Source organism: Pandoraea terrae (assembly GCF_902459695.1).
Classification (GTDB): Bacteria; Pseudomonadota; Gammaproteobacteria; order Burkholderiales; family Burkholderiaceae; genus Pandoraea; species Pandoraea terrae.
In genome coordinates, this window is record NZ_CABPRZ010000003.1 from 111,142 (window position 1) to 131,090 (window position 19,949).

The 19,949-nt window shown below is 63.2% G+C and carries 17 protein-coding genes; 8 read left to right on the forward strand and 9 right to left on the reverse strand.

Features of this window, described 5'->3' with window-relative positions; translation table 11 throughout:
- The 3 genes from PTE30175_RS04380 to PTE30175_RS04390 all read right to left on the reverse strand — a co-directional run bounded on the left by PTE30175_RS04380 (position 1) and on the right by PTE30175_RS04390 (position 3,410).
- Positions 1-1,134, reverse strand: coding sequence for a porin (locus tag PTE30175_RS04380; RefSeq protein WP_150695843.1), 1,134 nt, complete (start codon positions 1,132-1,134; stop codon positions 1-3).
- A 213-nt stretch (positions 1,135-1,347) separates the two neighbouring features.
- Positions 1,348-2,040, reverse strand: a complete 693-nt coding sequence (locus tag PTE30175_RS04385; RefSeq protein WP_150695844.1) for a response regulator — start codon at positions 2,038-2,040, stop codon at positions 1,348-1,350.
- The gene (locus tag PTE30175_RS04390; protein ID WP_150695845.1) at positions 2,037-3,410 is read right to left on the reverse strand and encodes a sensor histidine kinase; all 1,374 of its coding nucleotides are present in this window, start codon (positions 3,408-3,410) and stop codon (positions 2,037-2,039) included. Before PTE30175_RS04390 ends, PTE30175_RS04385 begins: the two co-directional genes overlap by 4 nt.
- A gap of 351 nt (positions 3,411-3,761) precedes the next feature.
- On the opposite strand from PTE30175_RS04390, the gene PTE30175_RS04395 reads away from it, so the two are divergent.
- The 5 genes from PTE30175_RS04395 (at position 3,762) to PTE30175_RS04415 (ending at position 9,275) form a co-directional block, all read left to right on the forward strand.
- Positions 3,762-4,619: an undecaprenyl-diphosphate phosphatase gene (locus PTE30175_RS04395; RefSeq protein WP_150695846.1), complete on the forward strand. Its 858-nt coding sequence runs from the start codon at positions 3,762-3,764 to the stop codon at positions 4,617-4,619.
- Between the two features lie 40 nt (positions 4,620-4,659).
- Positions 4,660-5,592 carry a LysR substrate-binding domain-containing protein gene (locus PTE30175_RS04400; RefSeq protein WP_150695847.1) on the forward strand — a complete coding sequence of 311 codons (933 nt, stop codon included), beginning with the start codon at positions 4,660-4,662 and terminating at the stop codon, positions 5,590-5,592.
- 107 nt (positions 5,593-5,699) lie between these two features.
- A complete protein-coding gene (locus PTE30175_RS04405; RefSeq protein ID WP_150695848.1) occupies positions 5,700-6,893 on the forward strand; it encodes a CaiB/BaiF CoA transferase family protein in 1,194 nt (397 codons plus the stop codon).
- Positions 6,890-7,852, forward strand: a complete 963-nt coding sequence (locus PTE30175_RS04410; protein ID WP_150695849.1) for a hydroxymethylglutaryl-CoA lyase — start codon at positions 6,890-6,892, stop codon at positions 7,850-7,852. Before PTE30175_RS04405 ends, PTE30175_RS04410 begins: the two co-directional genes overlap by 4 nt.
- A gap of 97 nt (positions 7,853-7,949) precedes the next feature.
- Positions 7,950-9,275, forward strand: a complete 1,326-nt coding sequence (locus PTE30175_RS04415) for an MFS transporter (RefSeq protein ID WP_150695850.1) — start codon at positions 7,950-7,952, stop codon at positions 9,273-9,275.
- A gap of 73 nt (positions 9,276-9,348) precedes the next feature.
- Here PTE30175_RS04415 and PTE30175_RS04420 read toward each other — a convergent pair whose 3' ends face one another.
- Positions 9,349-10,305: a 3-ketosteroid-9-alpha-monooxygenase, oxygenase component gene (locus PTE30175_RS04420; protein ID WP_150695851.1), complete on the reverse strand. Its 957-nt coding sequence runs from the start codon at positions 10,303-10,305 to the stop codon at positions 9,349-9,351.
- Positions 10,306-10,462: 157 nt separating this feature from the next.
- Between PTE30175_RS04420 and PTE30175_RS04425 the strand changes: the two genes are divergently transcribed.
- Together PTE30175_RS04425 and PTE30175_RS04430 are read left to right on the forward strand one after the other, a co-directional pair.
- Positions 10,463-11,338: a LysR family transcriptional regulator gene (locus PTE30175_RS04425; RefSeq protein ID WP_150695852.1), complete on the forward strand. Its 876-nt coding sequence runs from the start codon at positions 10,463-10,465 to the stop codon at positions 11,336-11,338.
- Between the two features lie 63 nt (positions 11,339-11,401).
- Positions 11,402-13,489 (forward strand): ATP-dependent helicase, encoded by a 2,088-nt coding sequence (locus PTE30175_RS04430; protein ID WP_150695853.1) that lies wholly within the window; start codon positions 11,402-11,404, stop codon positions 13,487-13,489.
- A 34-nt stretch (positions 13,490-13,523) separates the two neighbouring features.
- Here the strand turns inward: PTE30175_RS04430 and PTE30175_RS04435 are convergent, their stop codons facing one another.
- Genes PTE30175_RS04435 through cyoA form a run of 5 tightly spaced genes read right to left on the reverse strand, consistent with a single transcriptional unit; the run spans position 13,524 to position 18,431 of the window.
- Positions 13,524-14,303 carry an SURF1 family protein gene (locus PTE30175_RS04435; protein ID WP_150695854.1) on the reverse strand — a complete coding sequence of 260 codons (780 nt, stop codon included), beginning with the start codon at positions 14,301-14,303 and terminating at the stop codon, positions 13,524-13,526.
- On the reverse strand, positions 14,300-14,692 hold the full coding sequence (gene cyoD / locus PTE30175_RS04440; protein ID WP_150695855.1) for a cytochrome o ubiquinol oxidase subunit IV: 393 nt from the start codon (positions 14,690-14,692) through the stop codon (positions 14,300-14,302). Before cyoD ends, PTE30175_RS04435 begins: the two co-directional genes overlap by 4 nt.
- Positions 14,689-15,354 carry a cytochrome o ubiquinol oxidase subunit III gene (gene cyoC, locus PTE30175_RS04445; RefSeq protein ID WP_150695856.1) on the reverse strand — a complete coding sequence of 222 codons (666 nt, stop codon included), beginning with the start codon at positions 15,352-15,354 and terminating at the stop codon, positions 14,689-14,691. The genes cyoD and cyoC overlap by 4 nt, the downstream gene beginning before the upstream one ends.
- Positions 15,347-17,350, reverse strand: coding sequence for a cytochrome o ubiquinol oxidase subunit I (gene cyoB, locus PTE30175_RS04450; RefSeq protein ID WP_150695857.1), 2,004 nt, complete (start codon positions 17,348-17,350; stop codon positions 15,347-15,349). The genes cyoC and cyoB overlap by 8 nt, the downstream gene beginning before the upstream one ends.
- Before the next feature lie 52 nt (positions 17,351-17,402).
- Positions 17,403-18,431, reverse strand: coding sequence for a ubiquinol oxidase subunit II (gene cyoA / locus PTE30175_RS04455; protein WP_150696057.1), 1,029 nt, complete (start codon positions 18,429-18,431; stop codon positions 17,403-17,405).
- 157 nt (positions 18,432-18,588) lie between these two features.
- On the opposite strand from cyoA, the gene PTE30175_RS04460 reads away from it, so the two are divergent.
- Positions 18,589-19,914: an MFS transporter gene (locus tag PTE30175_RS04460; RefSeq protein WP_150695858.1), complete on the forward strand. Its 1,326-nt coding sequence runs from the start codon at positions 18,589-18,591 to the stop codon at positions 19,912-19,914.
- The last annotated feature ends 35 nt before the right edge of the window (positions 19,915-19,949 follow it).

A 19,949-nucleotide genomic window follows, 5' to 3' on the forward strand; every position in this document is an offset into this window, starting at 1 on the left:
TCAGAAGCGGGTACGGATACCGCCCGTCAGCTCGACCTGATTGTTCTTGCCGTTGGTGCCTGCGACGGTGTAGCCGTTATGCAGCTTCATGTAGTCGCCGGCCACGTACAGTTCGGTGCGCTTGGACAGGTGATAAAACGCGGACGCGTACAAGGTTTCCTTGTAGCCGCTGCCGACACCGTTCGTCAGGCTGAAGCTGCCGGAGTTCGCGTTCGGCACGAAGCCGTCGGCGTTGTACGCGACGTTGCTCGCGTGCATCTGCTGGTAGCCGAGTTCGTAATCGAAACGGCCCTGCGGCATCAGCTTCATCGAGACGGTCCAGGCGTTGTCGCGGCGCTGGCCAAGCGCGCCCTGATCGCCCGTGTAGTGGAAGTAACCGGCGTTCACGCGCACGATGCCGATGGTGTAATTGCCGCCGGCCGAATACGATTGGTTGGTGAAGCCGGCACGATTCGCGTGGCTGTAGAAGCCCGATACGTTGAACGGACCACCGTTGTAGCCGATCGCGACCTGGTAGTTCGAGCCGACCGCGAAATTGGTCGTGTTACCAAATGCGTAGCCGGCACTGAGGAACAGTCCGTTGTTGAACAGCTTCTTCCACGCGACGCCGTTCGTGTAACGCGTGCCGGTTGCACTGGCCGCGTAGAAGATCATCTGCTTGAAGTTATTGGAATTGGTAAAGCCGCCTTCTTCGGTGCTCAGCGAGGCGCTGCCGTACGCATCGCCGTAGATCGCCGCCGCGTCGCGCGCAATGGTGTTCTGGAAGCCGACCGTGAGCTTGCCGAAGGTGTCGTCCTGAACGCCGACCCAGGCGTCGCGGTCGAAGATCTGGCCCGGATCTTCCATATCGCCGCTGGAAGTCACGAACTCGCTTTCCAACCGGAAAATGATGTGGGTGCCGTTACCGATATCCTCGGAGCCCCTCAGGCCCCAGCGCGAGCCGCTGAACCAGGGCTCACCGTCGTTGCCGATACCAATGGTCTTGGCGCCGTTCGGGCCGGCATTGCTGCGATAGGTCGGCACGCTCATGTCGATCAGGCCGTACAACGTCACGTTGGACTGGGCGTGGGCCTGCCCGGCGAAAAGTGCACCGGCGGCGGCTGCCAGTGCCAGGGTGTTGTTTTTTAAACGCATCTCCTCGTACCTCTTTGTCGTAGTTGATTACTGATTTGCTAATGTGCCGTTGTGCCAATGGTTGTTCCGGCAGGATGCTCCTCGCGAACGCACTCAATCCTGTACGGTGCCATCAGAGTCCATCGTAGCCAGCGCAACCTTTCACGACCCTGTCACGTTGTCGGGGGACAACTCAGGAGAAATGCCTATTCCCACCCCCGGCGCCGCAGGGCGTTACTGCGCGCAGGCGTCTTCCGGCTGGGGTTTGGTGCGCAATACGTAGCCAAAGCCGCGCAGCGTCATGATCTGCGCCGACGATTCGGCCAGATGCTTGCGCAGGCGATGGATGTAGGTGTCTATCGCGTCCGTGCCGGCTTCGTCGTCGAGGCAGAACACGCTTTCCATCAACTTGACCTTCGATACGGTCTTTCCCTGTCGCAGCATCAGGGTTTCGAGGATGGCGTGCTCGCGCCGGCGCAGCGTGAGCGCGGTGCCGTTGTGGCGGAACTCGCGCGCGCCGAACAGGTAGTGAAGGTCGCCGCAAACCAGGTCCTCCGCCCGCTCGCTCGAATGGCGCCGGATCAGGGCCTTGATGCGCGCAACCAGCTCGCGTGCGTCGAACGGCTTCACGACATAGTCGTCCGCGCCGCTGTTCAGGCAACTGACCTTGTCGTCGGTGGAGCCATGCGCGGTGAGCATGAGCACCGGCACGTTGTCGCGCCGGCGCCGCAAGCGCGCCAGCACGTCCTTGCCGCTGATGCCGGGCAGGCGCATGTCGAGCAGCACGGCGTCATAGTGCTGCGTGGTGAGGACCATGTCGGCCGTCTCGCCGTCGCCCACGCAATCCACGGCAAAGTTCTCATCGCGCAAGAGCGTAACGACCCAATGGGCCAGTTCGGCGTTGTCTTCAACCAGCAGTAATTTCATATGGTGTCTCCCTGCCAAGCCCGCATCCTGACGGTGGCCACAAGTCCGATGCCGCCCGCGCCCGGATCGAGCTGGACGGTGCCGCCGTGCGAGTGCGCGATTTCGCGAACGATCGCCATGCCGAGCCCGGTGCCTTCGGCATTCGTCGTGCCGCGGTAGAAACGCTGGAACACCCGCGACCGGGCCTCGGCCGCAATGCCCGGTCCGTTATCCGCAACCTGCATGAGGACCTCGTCGCCCTCGCGGCGGCAACTGGCGGTGACGTGCCCTCCGCACTGGGTGTAGCGCAAAGCGTTGTCGACGAGATTGGTCATCAGCGCCGACAGCAGGCTCGCGTTGCCTGCCACGTAACTGTCGGCACACAGGTCGGCGCCGAGATCGATGTTGCGCTGCTGGGCGATGACCAGCAGTTCAGAGAGCATGTCCGACATGACGTTGGCGACGTCGACCTTGTCCCGATAACTGTCCGAGGACGCCGATTCCGCCTGTGCCAGCAACAGCAGCTTGGCGGTCAGGTCGGCCATCCGCCGGCTGCTGCGCTGCATGCAGCGCAGCGTCTCGGCGAGTTTCGGGTCGGGATTCGCGCAGCGGCGCGCCACCTGGATCTGGGAATCGAGCACCGTGAGCGGCGTGCGCAGCTGATGGGCAGCGTCGGCAATGAATTGCCGCTGCGCCGCCGCATGCAGATGGAGGCGGGCGATGCACTGATTGATGGCGTCGACGATGGGCCGCAGTTCGGCGTGCAGGCGGTCCGCGTGGATCGGCACGAGCTGCATGGGTTCGCGGTTCGCCACGTCGTCCTTGAGTTTCATCAGCGGGCGCAGCTCGAACGTGAGGCCAAGCCACACCAGCAGCGCGGCGAGCACCAGCATGATCAACTGCCGCAGCAACTGCGGGTGCCACAGGGCCTGGATCATGGCGGTGCGCGATGCCTGCGTCTTGCCGACGACGACGGTGATATGGGTGGTGTTGCCCGCGTCGTACAACTGGCGCTCGTAGGCGATCGCATGGATCGACTGGCCGTTCAGCGTCGTCTCGAAGTAGACGGGCTGCGCCGATCGCACTGACGGCAAGGCAAGGTCGGGGGTGCCGGCGAGCAGGCGGTCGCCGTCGGCGATCACCCGGTAGAACACATGGTCCTGTTCCGGCGACTCAAAGATTTCCAGCGCAGCGGGCGGAATGGTCGCGGTAACCACGCCGTTGTCCCAGCCGACGACTTCGCCGATCGTCCGCGCGGACGCAAGCAGGGCGCCGTCCTGTACAAGGTCGGCGGTTTGCCGCGCTGCGTCGTACGACATCATGCCCGATATCGCGGTGAATACGGCCAGCGGAAGCAGCAGCCACCAGAGCAGGTGCTGACGCAGGCTCATGTCCGACCCGCGGTCGGGCAGGTGACGATCGCCACCGGGGCGCGGCAACGCAAAAGGTCAAGACGCGATCTGAGGGCACAGAATCGCATGATTGTCTCCGTCGTGTAGGGTTGCCGGCATGCGAACGTGCACGCCCGACGTTGTGTTTCCGACGGATTCTACGAAGCGCAAGCCTTCAACCAGCTTTCATGTTGCGTAAACCTGTCCAAGGGTTTTCCCGGCTGGACGGGCGCATCCAGCCAGCTTTTGTCATTGAATTGTCATATTTGTCCCTCAGAATTCCCGCCCGTCCCGGGCGTGCCGGCCTTACAATCACGCTCGACCCACGTTACTCGGAACAGGCCCTTACTCATGGATATGTTGCAGGTGTTGGTGTTGGCGATCGTGCAGGGGGTAGCGGAGTTGCTGCCGGTATCGAGCTCGGCGCACGTGATCCTTGCGGAAAAGCTGATGGGCCTCGACCCGACGGCGCCCGAGATGACGCTGCTCCTCGTGATGCTTCACACCGGCACGATGCTGGCCGTCATCGCGTACTTCTGGAAATCGTGGCGCGAGCGCTATTTTTCGTCGAAGGACGCTTTTGTGCAGTTCGCAAAGCATGTCGTGGCGGCCACGGCGCTGACCGGCGTCATCGGCGTCGCCCTGATGTTGCTCATCGAAAAAGTCGTCCTGCGTGGCTCCGAACATGCGGAAATCGAGCATCTGTTCGGCAATCTGTACATCATTTCGGCCGGTCTCGCGATGGCGGGCGTGCTGATTCTCGTGTCGTCGCGCCGCCGCCCGCCAATGGGCGATCGCCCGATGCGGGTTGCCGATTCCGCCTGGATCGGCGCGGTGCAGGGCGTGTGCCTGCCGTTTCGCGGCTTTTCGCGTTCGGGGTCGACGATCTCGACCGGCCTGATGCGCGGCCTCGACAAGGTCCGCGTCGAAGAATTCAGCTTTGCGCTCGCCGTCGTGCTGACCCCGCCGGTCATCCTGAAAGAAGGCTACCGCCTGTTCAAGTCGCATGACGGTGCGCATGCGCTGGCCGGCCACTTCCTGAGCGTCGCTGCGCCCAGCCTCGTCGGCATGGTCTTCAGCTTCATCGCAGGCCTGGTCGCGCTGCGCTGGTTGTCGCGCTGGCTCGAACACGGCCGCTGGTATCTGTTCGGCATCTATTGCCTGTTCGCCTCGGCTGTCGTCCTCGCGGCAAGTCAATTCCTCGCCTGATCCGCCTCCGGCGAGGTGGCATGGCGCACCTGAAGTCGCGATGACGCTGAACAATCTCCTCCGACGCCTGGATCTCACGACACTGCGCCTGTTTGTCTCCGTACAGGAGGAGTCGACGCTGACCCGCGCGGCAGCGCGCGAAACGATGGCCGTGTCGGCGGCCAGCAAGCGCCTCGTCGACCTGGAGCAGGCGCTCGGCATTCCCTTGTTCGTGCGCCATGCGCGCGGCATGAAATTGACGCCTGCGGGCGAGACCCTGCTCACGCATGCGAAGCGCGTGTTGCTCAGCGTGGAAACCATCGGACACGAACTGGCCGAGCATGCGCAAGGCGTGCGGGGGTATGTCCGGATGGTCGCGAACCTGTCGGCCATCGTCGAATTCCTGCCGGAAGACCTGCGCGCGTTCACGCGGCTGCATGAGGAAGTCAAGATCGATCTGGAGGAGCGCCCCAGCGGCAGTGTCGTCAAGGGCGTGCTCGACGGTTGGGCCGATCTCGGCATCTGCTCCGGCGATACCGATAGGCAAGGACTGCACGAGGTCACTTATCGCCGCGACCGGCTGGTGCTCGTCATGCGAGACGATCATCCCTTGGCATCGGCGGGGCGCGTGAAGTTCAAGGACTCGCTCGACTACGATCATGTCGGACTGCACGCGGACAGCTCCATCAACAATCGCACTCATCTCGCGGCGCGAGATGCCGGCAGGCGCCTGAAAATGCGCATCCACGTGCCGGGTTTCGATGCGGTTTGCCGCATGGCGCAAGCCGGCATGGGGGTTGGCGTGATCCCTGACGGCGTTTTCGAAGCCATCGGACGGCCGCTCGGACTCACCGCCATCGCCTTGTCCGATACTTGGGCGACGCGAGAATTGAAGATCGTGGTGCGCGACGTCGACAATCTCCCGCCGGTCTCCCGCGCCCTGTTCGATTATCTTGCGCCGGCCGAATCGCCTTCGGCGCGTCCCCGCACGTAGCCGACGCGCGAGCGTTCGTCATACGCGAACGCTCGTTGAAAATTTGCGGCTGGATGGCGATGGGTGTCTCTTTTTATCCTTGTCGCAAAGGATAGAAGGAGACAGCAATGAGTGGACCCCTCAAAGGCATTCGCGTCATCGAGATCGGCACACTGATCGCCGCGCCGTTTGCCGCGCGGATGATGGCCGAGTTCGGCGCCGACGTCATCAAGATCGAAGCGCCCGTCAACGGTGACCCCATCCGCAAGTGGCGCAAGCTGCACGAAGGCACCTCCCTGTGGTGGTACCTCCAGTCGCGCAACAAGAAGTCGCTTGCCGTCAATCTCAAGGCCCCCGAGGGCATTTCGCTCATCAAGCAACTTGCGACGGATGCCGACGTGCTCGTCGAAAACATGAAGCCCGGCGCGCTCGAGTCTCTCGGACTCGGCTGGGACATGCTTCACGGAATCAACCCCAAGCTCACGCTGGTGCGCATCTCCGGCTATGGGCAGACTGGACCGTACAAGGATCGTCCGGGCTTCGGCGCCATCGGTGAAGCCATGGGCGGCATCCGCTATACGACCGGCGTACCGGGGAGCGCGCCGGCGCGCGCAGGCATCAGCCTGGGCGATTCGCTCGCGTCATTGCACGCCGTCATCGGGGCGTTGATGTCCGTGTTGCGGGTCAAGACCGGCCAGGGCCTCGGTCAGGTGGTCGACGTCTCGCTCGTGGAGAGTGTCTTCAACCTGATGGAGAGCCTCGTGCCCGAATACGATCTTCTCGGGCATGTGCGCGAACGCAGCGGCGGCGCGTTGCCCGGCATCGCGCCGTCCAATACCTACCCGACGCGCGATGGCGGCTACGTCGTGATCGCCGGCAACAGCAATCCGATCTTCAAGCGATTGATGCATGTCATCGGCCGGCCGGACCTGGCCGACGATCCCGCGCTGGAGCACAACGACGGACGGGTTCGGCAGGTCGCCCTGCTCGACGCGGCGATCGCGGGGTGGACTTCCGCAAACGCCACCGACACGATATTGACTGCGCTCGAAGCGGCAGGTGTGCCCGCAGGGCGCATTTACTCGGTCGCGGACATCGTCGGCGATCCGCATTACCAGGCCCGCGACATGCTGCTGCCGGCACAACTGCCGGGTGGCGTCACCGTGAAAATGCCCGGCATCGTGCCGAAGCTCTCCGAAACGCCGGGCGAGGTGCGTTGGCAGGGGCCGGCGCTCGGTGCGCATACCGTCGAGGTGCTGGGGGAACTCGGATTCACGGCGCAGGATATTCACGGACTTCAGCAGTCGGGGGTGGTGCAATGAGCTCCGCAGTGTCCGAACGTCTGCTGGTGCAGGAAGTCGCCCCGCGCGACGGTCTGCAAATCGAGCCGGTCTGGGTGCCGACCGGCGACAAGGTCGCGTTGATCGACGCGCTGTCCGCCGCAGGCTTCACGCGCATCGAAGCGGGGGCCTTTGTTTCGCCCAAGGCGATTCCGGCGTTGCGTGATGGCGACGAAGTCTTTCGACGTATCCGGCGTAAAGCCGGCGTGATCTATGCCGCGCTGATTCCGAACCTGAAAGGCGCCCAACGGGCGTTGGCCGCCGGCGCCGACGAATTGAACATGGTGATGTCGGCCAGCCAGACACACAATCTCGCGAACATGCGGATGACTTGCGAGGCGTCGCTGGACGGCTTCGCCGGCGTCGTTGCGCACACAGCGCAAACGGCGCAAACGGTGCAAACGGGTGTCACGCTCAACGGCACGGTTGCCACGGCGTTCGGTTGTCCGTTCGAAGGCAAGATCGACGAAGACCGTGTGTTGTCGATCGTTGAACACTACCTGCGTCTGGACATCGGTGCGATCACGCTGGCCGACACCACCGGGATGGCCAACCCGCGGCAGGTCGCGCGCCTGGTGCGCCGGGTGCTGGCGATGCTGCCGGCCTCGGCGCTGACGCTGCACTTCCACAACACCCGGGGGCTCGGGCTCGTGAACGTCATGGCGGCGTTCGAGGCGGGGGCGCGCCGTTTCGACGCTTCGCTCGGCGGCTTGGGCGGCTGTCCATTCGCGCCTGGGGCTTCGGGAAACATCTGTACCGAAGACCTGGTGAATCTGTGCGATGAAATCGGCATTGAGACCGGCATCGATTTACCGGCATTGATGGCATTGACGCGCGGTTTGCCCGCGTTGCTTGGACACGATGTACCGGGGCAGGTGGCCAAGGCCGGACGCAATTGCGACCTGCATCCGGCGCCGCCATCGATGCCCGACGCCGGCTGACGACCACCGATTCGGCGCAGTGCCGCGCCGGCAAGACCCTGAACCATAACGACATGCGCTGCGGCATCGCCGCAAAAGCGCTTCTTCTGGAGACGACATGCAAGACGCATTCACCGCCGGGACCGCCCCGGCCGATCTGCCCGGCGACACCGCCCTGGAAAACGCGATCATTCGCAAGGTCGCGTGGCGCATCATGCCACTGATCATGATCTGCTATCTGTTCGCGTTCTTCGATCGCATCAACATCAGCTTCGCGAAATTTGCACTGCAGGGCGACCTCGGACTGAGCGACACCGCCTACGGTCTCGGCGCGAGCCTGTTCGTCGTCGGGTACGTGATCTTTGAAGTCCCGAGCAACATGTTTCTGTTCAAGGTCGGTGCGCGCAAATGGATTGCCCGCATCATGATTTCATGGGGATTGGCAACGACGGCGATGGTGTTCGTCCACACCGAGTGGCAGTTCTACGCATTGCGCTTCCTGATCGGCGCGATGGAAGCGGGATTTGCGCCCGGCGTGCTGTACTACCTCACGCTGTGGTTTCCCGCCACGTTCCGCGGACGCATCACGTCGTTGCTGTTCCTGGCGTCGGCCTTCGCCGGCCTGATCGGCGCACCGGTCTCGGGTTTGATCCTCGGGCATATGGAAGGCGCGTTGGGCATTCGCGGCTGGCACTGGCTGTTCATGCTCGGTGGCCTGCCCTGCGTGGCGCTGGGCGGGGTGGTGTTGTGGCAACTGCGGGATCGTATCGAGGATGCCAGCTGGCTGACGCGGTGCGAGAAGGACATCCTGAGCAGCCGCATTGCGCGCCATACCCCGCATGCCGGCGGTCATTCGTTGCTCGGCGCGATCAAAACGCCCGGCTTCCTGATGCTCGCGCTGGTCTATTTCCTGATTCAGGTGGGTTCGTACGGATTGAATTTCTGGGCGCCGCATCTGATTCGTGCTGCCGGTACGCAGAATCCGTCGATCATCGGCATGCTCACGGCGGTGCCCTATATCTGCGGCGCGATCGCGATGGTCGTGGTCGGCCGGATGTCGGATGCGCGCGGTGAACGGCGCCGGTTCGTGATCGGGCTGCTGATCCTGGCGACGGTCGGATTCTTCGCGGCAGGTGTCTTCTCGACGCAGACAACCTTGCTGGTCGTCGCCCTGGGGATCATGGGCGCGGGCGTGGTGGCATCCATTCCGGCATTCTGGGCGTTGCCGCCCAAGCTGGTTACCGGCGCGGGCGCTGCGGCCGGTATTGCACTGATCAATACGCTGGGCCAGCTCGGCGGCATTGTCAGCCCGGTCATGGTGGGACGGATCAAGGACGTGACCGGCAGCACCACGCCTGCGTTGTACGTCATCGGCGGCATGACGCTCCTGTGCGCGCTGCTGTTGATGTGCGCAATGCCAGAGAGTCTGAGCCGCAAGGAATAGGGGCATCGGGACGCGTTGTCCGGCGGCGGCGCATGCCGCCGGCCTTGTCCATGAGCCGGGTACGATTCCGACCTCACACGGACCGGATCTCGTCCTCGAAGAATTGCCGGTACCAATCGCGCAGTTGGAACAGCGGGCCGTCGCCGTCGCAGAGCAATGGGGCGGCGCGATAAATCTTGCGCTGCCAGATCACCACATCCTGTTCGAATGCTTCGTGCGCGAAGCGGGCGTATTCGCGCGCAATGGCGTCGGTATCGTGAAGCGCTGGGTCGCGCTGAAGCTTGATGCCGTAGCACACGTCGACATGTTCGGTGTCCACTGGCGTGTGGATATTCACCTGCTTGCTCGGGTAGGTTCCGTCCATGGTAATGTGCTGCACGGCCGGGCCGAAATAGGTGGCTTCTGTCGTCAACTTTTTACCGAGCGTCGGATGTCCGCCGATGGTGGACTGTTGCGACGCAACGTGACCGTCGAATCGGATGACGATGTCTTCGATCGGTGAGCCGTGCACATAGGTGAAGTGCGGCGTATCGACGAGGTTCTCGATGATTTCCTTGCCTTGGGTGCGAATGCGCCACCGCTTGAAGTACCAGCGTGTCCACCCCGGTGCGCCGTTCATGCATTCGTCGAGGGGGAGCTCCCACGTGGGCGGCGCGCCCGCCGGATCGAACCACATATGCACGATCTGGTTGACTTCACGCACCGGGTGAGATTGCAATGCGCCTTCCTTCGCCTTGACCGGAATGCGGGTGGCATAAGGCACATCGACGCATGCCCCGGTTTGCGAGAACTTCCATTCGTGAAAGGGGCAGACGATCGTATTGCCTTCGCATTTCCCGTCACCGAGATGTGCGCCAAGGTGCGGGCAGAACGCGTCCAGCACCGATACCTGGCCGTTTTCGCCGCGAAACGCCACGAACTCCCTGCCGAAATAGCTGAGCGATTTGATTTCGCCGGTCTTGATCTCGTCCGAGAACAATACGGCGAACCAGCCGCGGGGATACTTGCCTGCGAAATAGTCCTTGATCATGCATGTCTCCTTGTCGTCTTATAGGCCGATTGAGTGAGGACCGGGGAACCGATTCGTCCTACCATCGGGTGCACAGCGCCGTCCGATCTCAGTGATTCAGTGGGCTAGTCTAGGGAATCGGTCCTGGACGGAAAATGAGTTTGTTTGCGCGCCCCCTATGCAAAAACGCACACGTTCCGTCATCAAGTGGGATGACCTTCGCTACTTCCTCTGCGTCACCAAGGCAGGCTCCTTTCTCGGGGCCGGCAAGATGCTGGGCGTCGATCGGACCACGGTCAGCCGTCGCATCGACGTGCTCGAGCGGACGCTGGGCTGCAAATTGTTCACATTCGACGACGATGGATTTCGGCCGACGCCCGCAGGCCGGGGCGTCATGTCAGCGGCGGAACGCATGGCGTGCGCCGCCGGTGCGCTCGAAGACCTGCGAACGGACGCGAACGACGACATTGAAGGCACGGTGCGCCTCGCCGTGTCGGTCTCCCTGGGCGATGCGTTCATCGCAGACATTGTCGCGTTTCACGAGCAGCACCCGCGCGTCGCCATCGAAGTGGCTTATGTCAGCGATCCCCTGGCGACGCTCTCGGAACGCCGCGCCGATCTTGCCATCGGTGTATCGCACGAAGCCCCGGCCCGATTGGAAAACGTCCTGCTCGGCCACGCGGAGGTCGCCGTCTACGGACCGGCCGACCGCAACATTGCGGGTGTGCCGGAATTCTGGATCGGCTGGAGCGAAGATATCCCGAAGGCGTTTGCCGACTGGATGCGGGCGTACGCGCCCGCCGGCGCCCGAGTGAATACGCGCGTCAATTCCTGGGACGCGCTGAAACGGGCGGTGCTGTCCGGCGGCGGCGTCGCGCCGCTCTGGTGCATGTTGGCCGACCGCGAACCGGGGCTGGCGCGCCTCGATCCCCGTGCGGATGAGCATCGCATGCCACTTTGGCTAAGCGCTCACGCCAGTGAAAAACGGAATGCGGCAGAACAGGCGGCGTGGGCGTTTCTCTCGGTCCGCATTCCGCAGACGTTGAATGTGTGACGCGAACGGCGTTTCAGTGTGCATATAATGTACGGATATACAGTACTTTGCCGCGTTCGCCCCATGCCACCGACTTCCGAAACGCTCGTCCGCGACCCTTGGGCCGATCTGAATCCGCGCCAGCGCGAGGCCGTTGAATACGGCATCGCGGGGGCGGATGCGCCAGGCGGCCCCTTGCTCGTGATCGCCGGCGCCGGGTCGGGCAAGACCAGCACACTGGCGCACCGCGTCGCCAACCTGATCCTGCAAGGGGCGAATCCGCACCGCATGTTGTTGCTGACGTTTTCCCGCCGCGCTTCGCTGGAAATGGAGCGCCGCGTGGGGCATGTAGTGAACACCGTGCTGAACCTGCGCAATGCGTCGCCGCCGTCATTGCCGTGGGCGGGCACCTTCCATGCCATCGGCGGACGCCTCATTCGCGAGTACGCCGGCCGCATCGGCTTGTCGGAAGACTTCACGATCCATGATCGCGGCGATGCCGAGGACCTGATGGGCATCCTGCGTCACGATCTTGGCTTCTCCGGGACGAAGTCGCGGTTTCCGCTGAAGGGCACGTGCCTCTCGATCTATTCGCGCGCCGTGAACAGCCAGGCGCCGCTGGACGATATCCTGTTGCGGCACTTTCCGTGGTGCGCGCAATGGGAAGCCCAGTTGAAGTCGCTCTTCGGCGCTTATGTGCAGGCCAAGCAGGATCAGCACGTCCTCGATTACGACGACCTGCTGTTGTATTGGTCCGAAATGATGAAGGCGCCGTCCATCGCGCAGGCGCTGGGGGCGACGTTCGACCACGTCCTCGTCGACGAATACCAGGACACCAACCGCCTGCAAGCCGACATCCTGTTGGCGATGAAACCCGACGGTCATGGCTTGACGGTGGTCGGCGACGACGCGCAATCGATCTACTCGTTTCGTGCGGCCACGATCCGCAACATCCTGGACTTTCCGCAACAGTTCGCGCAGCCGGCGCACGTGATCACGCTCGAGCGCAACTATCGTTCGACGCAGCCGATTCTCGATGCCTCGAACGCCGTCATCGCCGAGTCGCCCGAGCGGTATGCGAAGCAATTGTGGACAGACCGCAACGCATCGCGCAAGCCGCAACTGGTTCATGTCAGCGACGAGTCGGGGCAGGCGCGCTGGGTTGCCGATCAGGTGCTCGAACTTCGCGAGACAGGTGTGCCGTTGAAGTCGCAGTCGGTCCTGTTTCGGACCAGCAGCCACAGCGCCACGCTTGAGCTTGAACTGACGCGCCGCAACATCCCGTTCGTCAAATTCGGCGGATTGAAGTTTCTGGAGGCGAGCCATGTCAAGGACATGCTGTCGATCTTGCGCTGGGCGCACAATCCGTTGGCGCGGTTGTCGGGGTTTCGCGTCGCGCAGTTGATTCCGGGGATCGGGCCGGCAATCGCGACGCGTCTGCTCGACGCCATGGCGCACGCGACCGATCCGCGCCGCGCCCTCGCCGAATTCTCGCCGGGCGCGGCCGCCGCGCACGATTGGGCTGCGTTCACCGACACCTATCGCGCATTGTGCGGCGAACGCGTCTCATGGCCGGCCGATATCGATCTCGCGGCGCGTTGGTACGTCCCGATATTGCAAAGCCGCTACGACGATGCGGCAGCCCGTGAAGCGGACATCGGGCAACTGGCCCGCATCGCCGGAGGCTATGGTTCGCGTGAACGTTTCCTGACGGAGCTGACGCTCGATCCGCCCGATGCGACCAGCGCGGAGTCGCGCGATCCGTCGCTCGACGAAGACTACCTGATCCTGTCGACGATTCATTCGTCGAAGGGACAGGAGTGGAATGCGGTGTACGTGCTCAACGTCGTGGACGGCTGCATTCCGTCGGACCTGGGCGTGGGCAGCGCAGATGAGCTCGAAGAGGAGCGGCGCCTGCTGTATGTCGCGATGACGCGCGCCAAGACGCATTTGCAATTGGTCGTGCCGCAGCGCTTCTATGTCCACAAGCAGGTCGGCAATGGCGACCGGCACGTCTACGGCAGCCGCAGCCGTTTCATTCCGGAGCATTTGCTGCCGATGTTCGAGCTGCAGCCGAAGCGCCAGCCCGGCGGCGTTGCCGCATCGTCCGGCGCGCCGGAAGTCGCGGCCAGCATCGATATCGCCCGGCGGCTGCGCAGTACATGGCAGTAACCGGCTGCGGACGGCGCGATGCGCAATCTGCGGGTTAGCCGTTGCGTCTGCGCCGGATCTCCTGCCGACCGATGAACACGATCGCACCGGCCGTCATCAGCGCCAACGTGTACCACGTAAACGCATAGACGAGGTGGCTGTTCGGAAACGAGATGACGGTCAGGCCGCCCACCGGGAACACGGGTTTGCCATCCTCCGGCTTGGGACCGGCATCGGCGTCGATGAAATACGGCGCGACATGCGCGAGTTCGCGCTTCTGCGCGATTGCCTGCACGTCACGCGAATACCAGTTGTCGTTGGGGGCATCGTTTTTTTGCAGGAAGCCGCCGCCCGGCTCGCTGATCCGCAGCAGTCCTGTCACGCGTGTCTCACCGTCCGGTCCGCGCACCTGCGGCGGATTTTTACGCCACTCGGGCGGCACGAAGCCACGATTGATCAGGATCAGATTGCCGTCTTCCTCGCGCAACGGGGTAAGCACCCAAAAGCCGCCACCGAGTTCGGTGACAGCCTGCACATAGGTTTCGCGGTCGTAGAGGAAGGTGCCGAGTGCGCTGACATGACGGTACTCGTCATTGGCGGCGCTGACCTGCGGCCATTGCGACGGCGCGGGCGCCAGCACGGGCGGCGCGTGCACGCGCGTCTCGACGCGCTCGATCAGGTCCAGCTTCCAGGCGCGGCGTTTCACCTGCCACGTGCCCAGCGCCACAAAGATGGCAAAGATCACCACCGCCACCACGCCCCATACCGCCAGCGATGCGGTCGAGAGGCCGGCACGCGGTTGCGTGCCTGTATTACGCGTTTTCCCGTCGGTCAAGGTAAGTTTCTCGGGTCATGCATCATGCCCGGCATCATGTTCTGGTTGAGATGGAACATTACCCACAGCGAGCCGCTGAGCGTAATGACGACAAGCACGATCGTGAAGATGAGCGCCAGCATTGTCCAACCATGCTCCGACCTGGCGTTCATGTGCAGGAAATAAACCATATGCACCACGATCTGAATCGCCGCACAGAATAGCAGGAGCATCGCCGTCGTGCTCGACTTCTCGAACGTGTGACCCATCACGAACCAGAACGGAATTGCCGTCAGGATCACCGACAGCACGAAGCCTGTCATATAGCCCTTGAAGGTACTGTGCGGCGCGCCTTCGTCATGCGCATCGTCGTGCGCGCCGTCGTGCAAGGTATGGTCATGCGCGCTCATGGCAACACCCCCATCAGATAGACAAACGTGAAGACCCCGATCCAGACCACATCGAGAAAGTGCCAGAACATGGACAGGCACATCAGGCGGCGGCGGTTCGCGGCCATCAGGCCGTGCTTGCCCACTTGGACCATGAGGGTGATCAGCCAGACGGTGCCGAACGTCACGTGCAGGCCGTGGGTGCCCACCAGCGCGAAGAAGGACGTCAGGAACGCGCTGTGCTGCGGCCCGTATCCCTCATGAATCAGGTTCCCGAACTCGTACAGTTCGACGCCGAGAAACGCGGCGCCGAACAGGCCCGTGACGGCGAGCCAGGCCAGCGTCGCACCTTGTCTGCGCCGCTGCATTTCGATCATCGCGAAACCGTACGTGATCGACGACAGCAGCAGGAACGTCGTGTTCAAGGCCACCAGCGGCAATTCGAACAAGTCCGCCCCGGTCGGGCCGCCGGCGTAGTTGCGGCCGACGACGCCGTAGGTCGCGAACAGGCACGCAAAGACGAGGCAATCGCTCATCAGGTAGAGCCAGAAGCCCAGCAGCGTGCCGTTCTGCGGATGATGGTCGCCATCGACAAGAAAGCTCAGGCGAGGCGGCGGCGGCAATTCGGCGGACGGGACAAACGTGCCCGCGCCGGCGGGGAAACGGGCGGTGGTATCAGGCATGTTGGGTCAGCAGGCGCGTGCGCTCTGCCTCCGTGCGGTCGACCTGATCGGCCGGGATATAGAACTCGCGCTGGTAGTTGAACGTGTGCCCGATGGCAACGGCCAGCAAAGCGACGAACGCCACGATCACCAGCAGCCACATGTGCCAGATCAGCGCAAAACCGCAGGCCGTGCTCAAGCCCGCCAGGATGATCCCTGCACCCGTGTTCTTCGGCATGTGGATCGGCACAAAGCCCTCCTCCGGACGTTGGAAGCCATGCTGCTTCATTTGCCACCACGCCTCGTTGTCATGGACCTGCGGCGTGAACGCGAAGTTGTAGACGGGGGGCGGCGAAGACGTCGACCATTCGAGGGTGCGGCCGTTCCACGGATCGCCGGTCACGTCGCGCAGCGCGTCGCGCCGGCGGAAGCTCACATACAACTGGATCAGGAAGCTGCCGATGCCGAGGGCGATCAGGAACGCACCGAAGGCCGCGATCTGGAACCAGATCTGCAGCGAGGGATCGTCGAAATGGTTGACGCGGCGTGTCACGCCCATCAGACCGAGCCAGTAGAGCGGCATGAACGCGAAGTAGAAACCGGTGAGCCACAACCAGAAGGAACATTTTCCCCAGAACGGATCGAGCTTGTAGCCGGTGGCTTTCGGGAACCAGTAGGCGATGCCGGCCATGGTCCCGAAGACCACGCCGCCGATGATCACATTGTGGAAGTGCGCGATCAGGAACAGGCCGTTGTGCAGCGAGAAGTCCGCCGGGGGCACCGCCAGCAGCACGCCCGTCATGCCGCCGATCACGAACGTCACCATGAAGCCGACGGTCCACAGCATCGGCACTTCGAAGCGGATGCGGCCGCGATACATGGTGAACAGCCAGTTGAAGATTTTCGCGCCGGTCGGGATCGAGATGATCATCGTCGTGATGCCGAAGAACGAATTCACGCTGGCGCCCGAGCCCATGGTGAAGAAGTGATGCAGCCACACGAGGTAGGAAAGCACGGTGATCACGACCGTCGCGTAGACCATCGACGCATATCCGAACAGGCGCTTGCCGCAGAACGTGGAAACGACTTCCGAGAACACGCCGAACACCGGCAACACCAGGATATAGACCTCGGGGTGACCCCAGATCCAGATCAGGTTGATGTACATCATCGGGTTGCCGCCGAGGTCGTTCGTGAAAAAGTTGGTACCGATGTACCGGTCGAGCGACAGCATCGCGAGCACCGCAGTCAGCACCGGGAACGCGGCGACGATCAGCACGTTCGTGCACAGTGCCGTCCATGTGAACACCGGCATGCGCATCATGTTCATGCCCGGGGCGCGCATCTTCACGATCGTCACGAGCAGGTTGATCCCCGAGAGCAATGTGCCGACCCCCGCGACCTGCAGGGCCCATATGTAGTAATCCACGCCGACGTCGGGACTCTGCGCGATGCCCGACAAGGGCGGATAGGCGAGCCAGCCCGTGCGCGCGAACTCACCGACGAACAGGGACATCATGACCAATACGGCGCCGCCGACCGTCATCCAGAAACTGAAATTGTTGAGGAACGGAAACGCCACGTCGCGCGCGCCGATCTGCAACGGGACGACAAAGTTCATGAGGCCGGTGACGAGCGGCATCGCCACGAAAAAGATCATGATCACGCCGTGCGCGGTGAAGATCTGGTCGTAGTGGTGCGGGGGCAGATAGCCCGCCGAGTCGCCGAACGCCACCGCCTGCTGGATACGCATCATGATCGCGTCGGCAAAGCCGCGCAGCAGCATGACCACGCCCAGGATGATGTACATCACGCCGATCTTCTTGTGGTCGATGCTGGTGAACCACTCGCGCCACAAGTAACCCCACACGCGGAACCAGGTGAGGGCGCCCGCGAGCGCGAGTCCACCTATCGCCACGACGGCGAAGGTCGCAAGCAGGATCGGTTCGTGGTAGGGAATGGCCTCCCATGTCAGGCGGCCGAAGATCAGACGGGCAATGTCGAGGTGATCGGACATATCGTTCAACCAGGTCTTGGGCACGTGGTGGTCGGGAAGGGCGCCGCCCGCGTCATTGCGGCAGTCCCTCGCCGGACGCGGTTTTCAGGGCGCTGAGCTGGGCGCCGACGTTGTCGGCCGTGCACAGCGCGTCGGCAAGCCATTGCGGCGACGCGGCCTGATGGCCGCCGCGCATCGGCATCATGTCCTTGATGCATGTCTGGCCGGGCGCGACGCAGCGATTCAGGATGGCGTCGTACAACCCGGCAGCGGTGTCAGCGTAATGACGTACCGGCTCGCGTTCGCTCGGCTGCGCCAGCCTGGCGTATTCGGCGCGCGTGAGGGTTTTGCCGTCGGCCTTGACCTGCCGCACCCATGTATCGAAATTCTCGGCGCTCATGCCGTGGAATTTGAAGCGCATGTCCGAGAAGCCCGCGCCGCTGTAGTTCGCCGAGAAGCCGTCATACTCGCCAGCGCGGTTGATGACCGCATGCAGCCTGGTTTCCATGCCGGGCATGGCGTAGACCTGGCCGGCGATCGCCGGCACGAAAAAGGAGTTCATCACGGTCGAGGCCGTGATCTTGAAGCGGATCGGACGGTCGACCGGCGCGGCCAGTTCGTTAACCGTAGCAATGCCCTGTTCCGGATAGAAAAACAGCCACTTCCAGTCGAGCGCGACGACCTCGACGGTCAGCGGCCTGACGTCTGGCGGCAACGGGCGCCTGGCATCGATCTGGCTCAACGGGCGATAGGGGTCGAGTTTGTGCGTGTCGACCCAGGTAAGGGCGCCCAGCGCGATGATGATGAGCAGCGGCGCGGCCCAGATCAGCAGTTCGAGCAACGTCGAGTGGTCCCATTCCGGCGTGTAGACGGCTTCCCGGTTGGATTCGCGATAGCGCCACGCGAACAGCAGGGTCAGGAAGATCACCGGGACGATGATGAGCAACATCAGGCACGTCGAGACGATGATGATGTCGCGCTGCCGTACCGCCAGATCGCCTGCGGGTGACAGCAACACCGCGTTGCAGCCACCGAGCAGGGCGAGGGCGGGAAGCAGACACACGCCGCGGCGTACGCCGATGATGCGCTTGGGAGATATCATCGCTGCGATCAGGTAACCGTAGCCGTGGACCGGACTCATCATGGACTGATCGACTCGCCCGGTGTATTACAGGTTTACCCGATGGCGCATCGCGGCAATTGCTGCGATGCTCCTGAGTGCGCGATCGTCTTCGTCCGAACCTGAAGGGGGCACGATAATGTCCAGCAGCGCTCGTCCGCATCAAGCGCCAGGGGGCACCGCCACGGCGCACGACCATGGGAGCCGTTCCCACATCGCCCCGGAAGAGATTGCCTGTGGCGTCGTCATTGGCCGCGCTTCAGAGTATTTCGACTTCTTCGTGTACGGCATCGCGTCGGTGCTGGTTTTTCCTTCGGTGTTCTTCCCGTTCGCGGACAAGCTCCACGGGCTGCTCTACGCCTTCACGATCTTTACCTTCGCATTCATCGGCCGGCCGTTCGGCACGGCGCTGTTCATGGCCGTCCAGCGCCGCTGGAGCCGCAGCGTCAAGCTGACGGCGGCGCTCTTCATTCTCGGCACGGCAACCGTCGGCATCGCGTTCTTGCCGAGTTACGAGACGCTGGGCGAAAAGTCCATCGTCCTGCTGGGCCTGCTCCGTTTCGTGCAAGGGATCGCCTTCGGCGGTTCGTGGGACGGGCTGCCCTCCCTTCTGGCGCTCAACGCACCGCCGGGCCGGCGCGGCTGGTATTCGATGCTTGGGCAACTGGGCGCGCCGATCGGCTTCGCCATTGCCGCGGGGCTGTTCCTTTTCCTCAATTCCAGTCTGGAACATGCCGATTTCATCGAGTGGGGCTGGCGGTATCCGTTCTTCGTCGCCTTCGCGATCAACGTCGTGGCATTGTTCGCGCGCCTGCGCCTGGTGGTGACGCAGGAGTACACGCAATTGCTGGAAGAGGGGCAACTGGAACCGATCAGTACACGCGAGATGGTGCACGAGCAGGGCTACAACATTTTCCTGGGCGCGTTTACGGCATTGGCCAGCTATGCGCTGTTTCACCTGGTGACGGTGTTTCCGCTCTCGTGGGTATCGCTGGGCGAAACGCAGGCAATCGACAGCGTGCTCGTGGTGCAGATCGTCGGCGCGTTTATCGCCATGGTTGGCACCATCGTGTCGGGGCTGATCGCGGATCGCGTCGGGCGCCGCACCACGCTTGGCGGGCTCGCCGTGCTCATTGGCGTGTTCAGTCTGTTCGCGCCGTTCCTGATGGGCGGAGGCGCTGTCCGCCAGGACATCTTCATTCTTGTCGGCTTCGCCTTGTTGGGACTGTCGTACGGACAGTCGGCGGGGACGGTTACGTCGAACTTCGAGCCGCGCTTCCGGTACACCGGGGCGGCGCTGACGTCGGACTTCGCGTGGCTGCTCGGCGCCGCCTTCGCGCCGCTGGTGGCGCTTGGCCTGTCGGCGGAGTTTGGCCTGGTCGCCGTGAGCGGTTACCTGCTCTCCGGCGTGTTTTGCACCATCGTCGCGCTGCGGATCAACAAGGTGATTGAAACGCGGGACTGAGCGATGGAATAATTCCCTGGGCCCAAACGTTATCC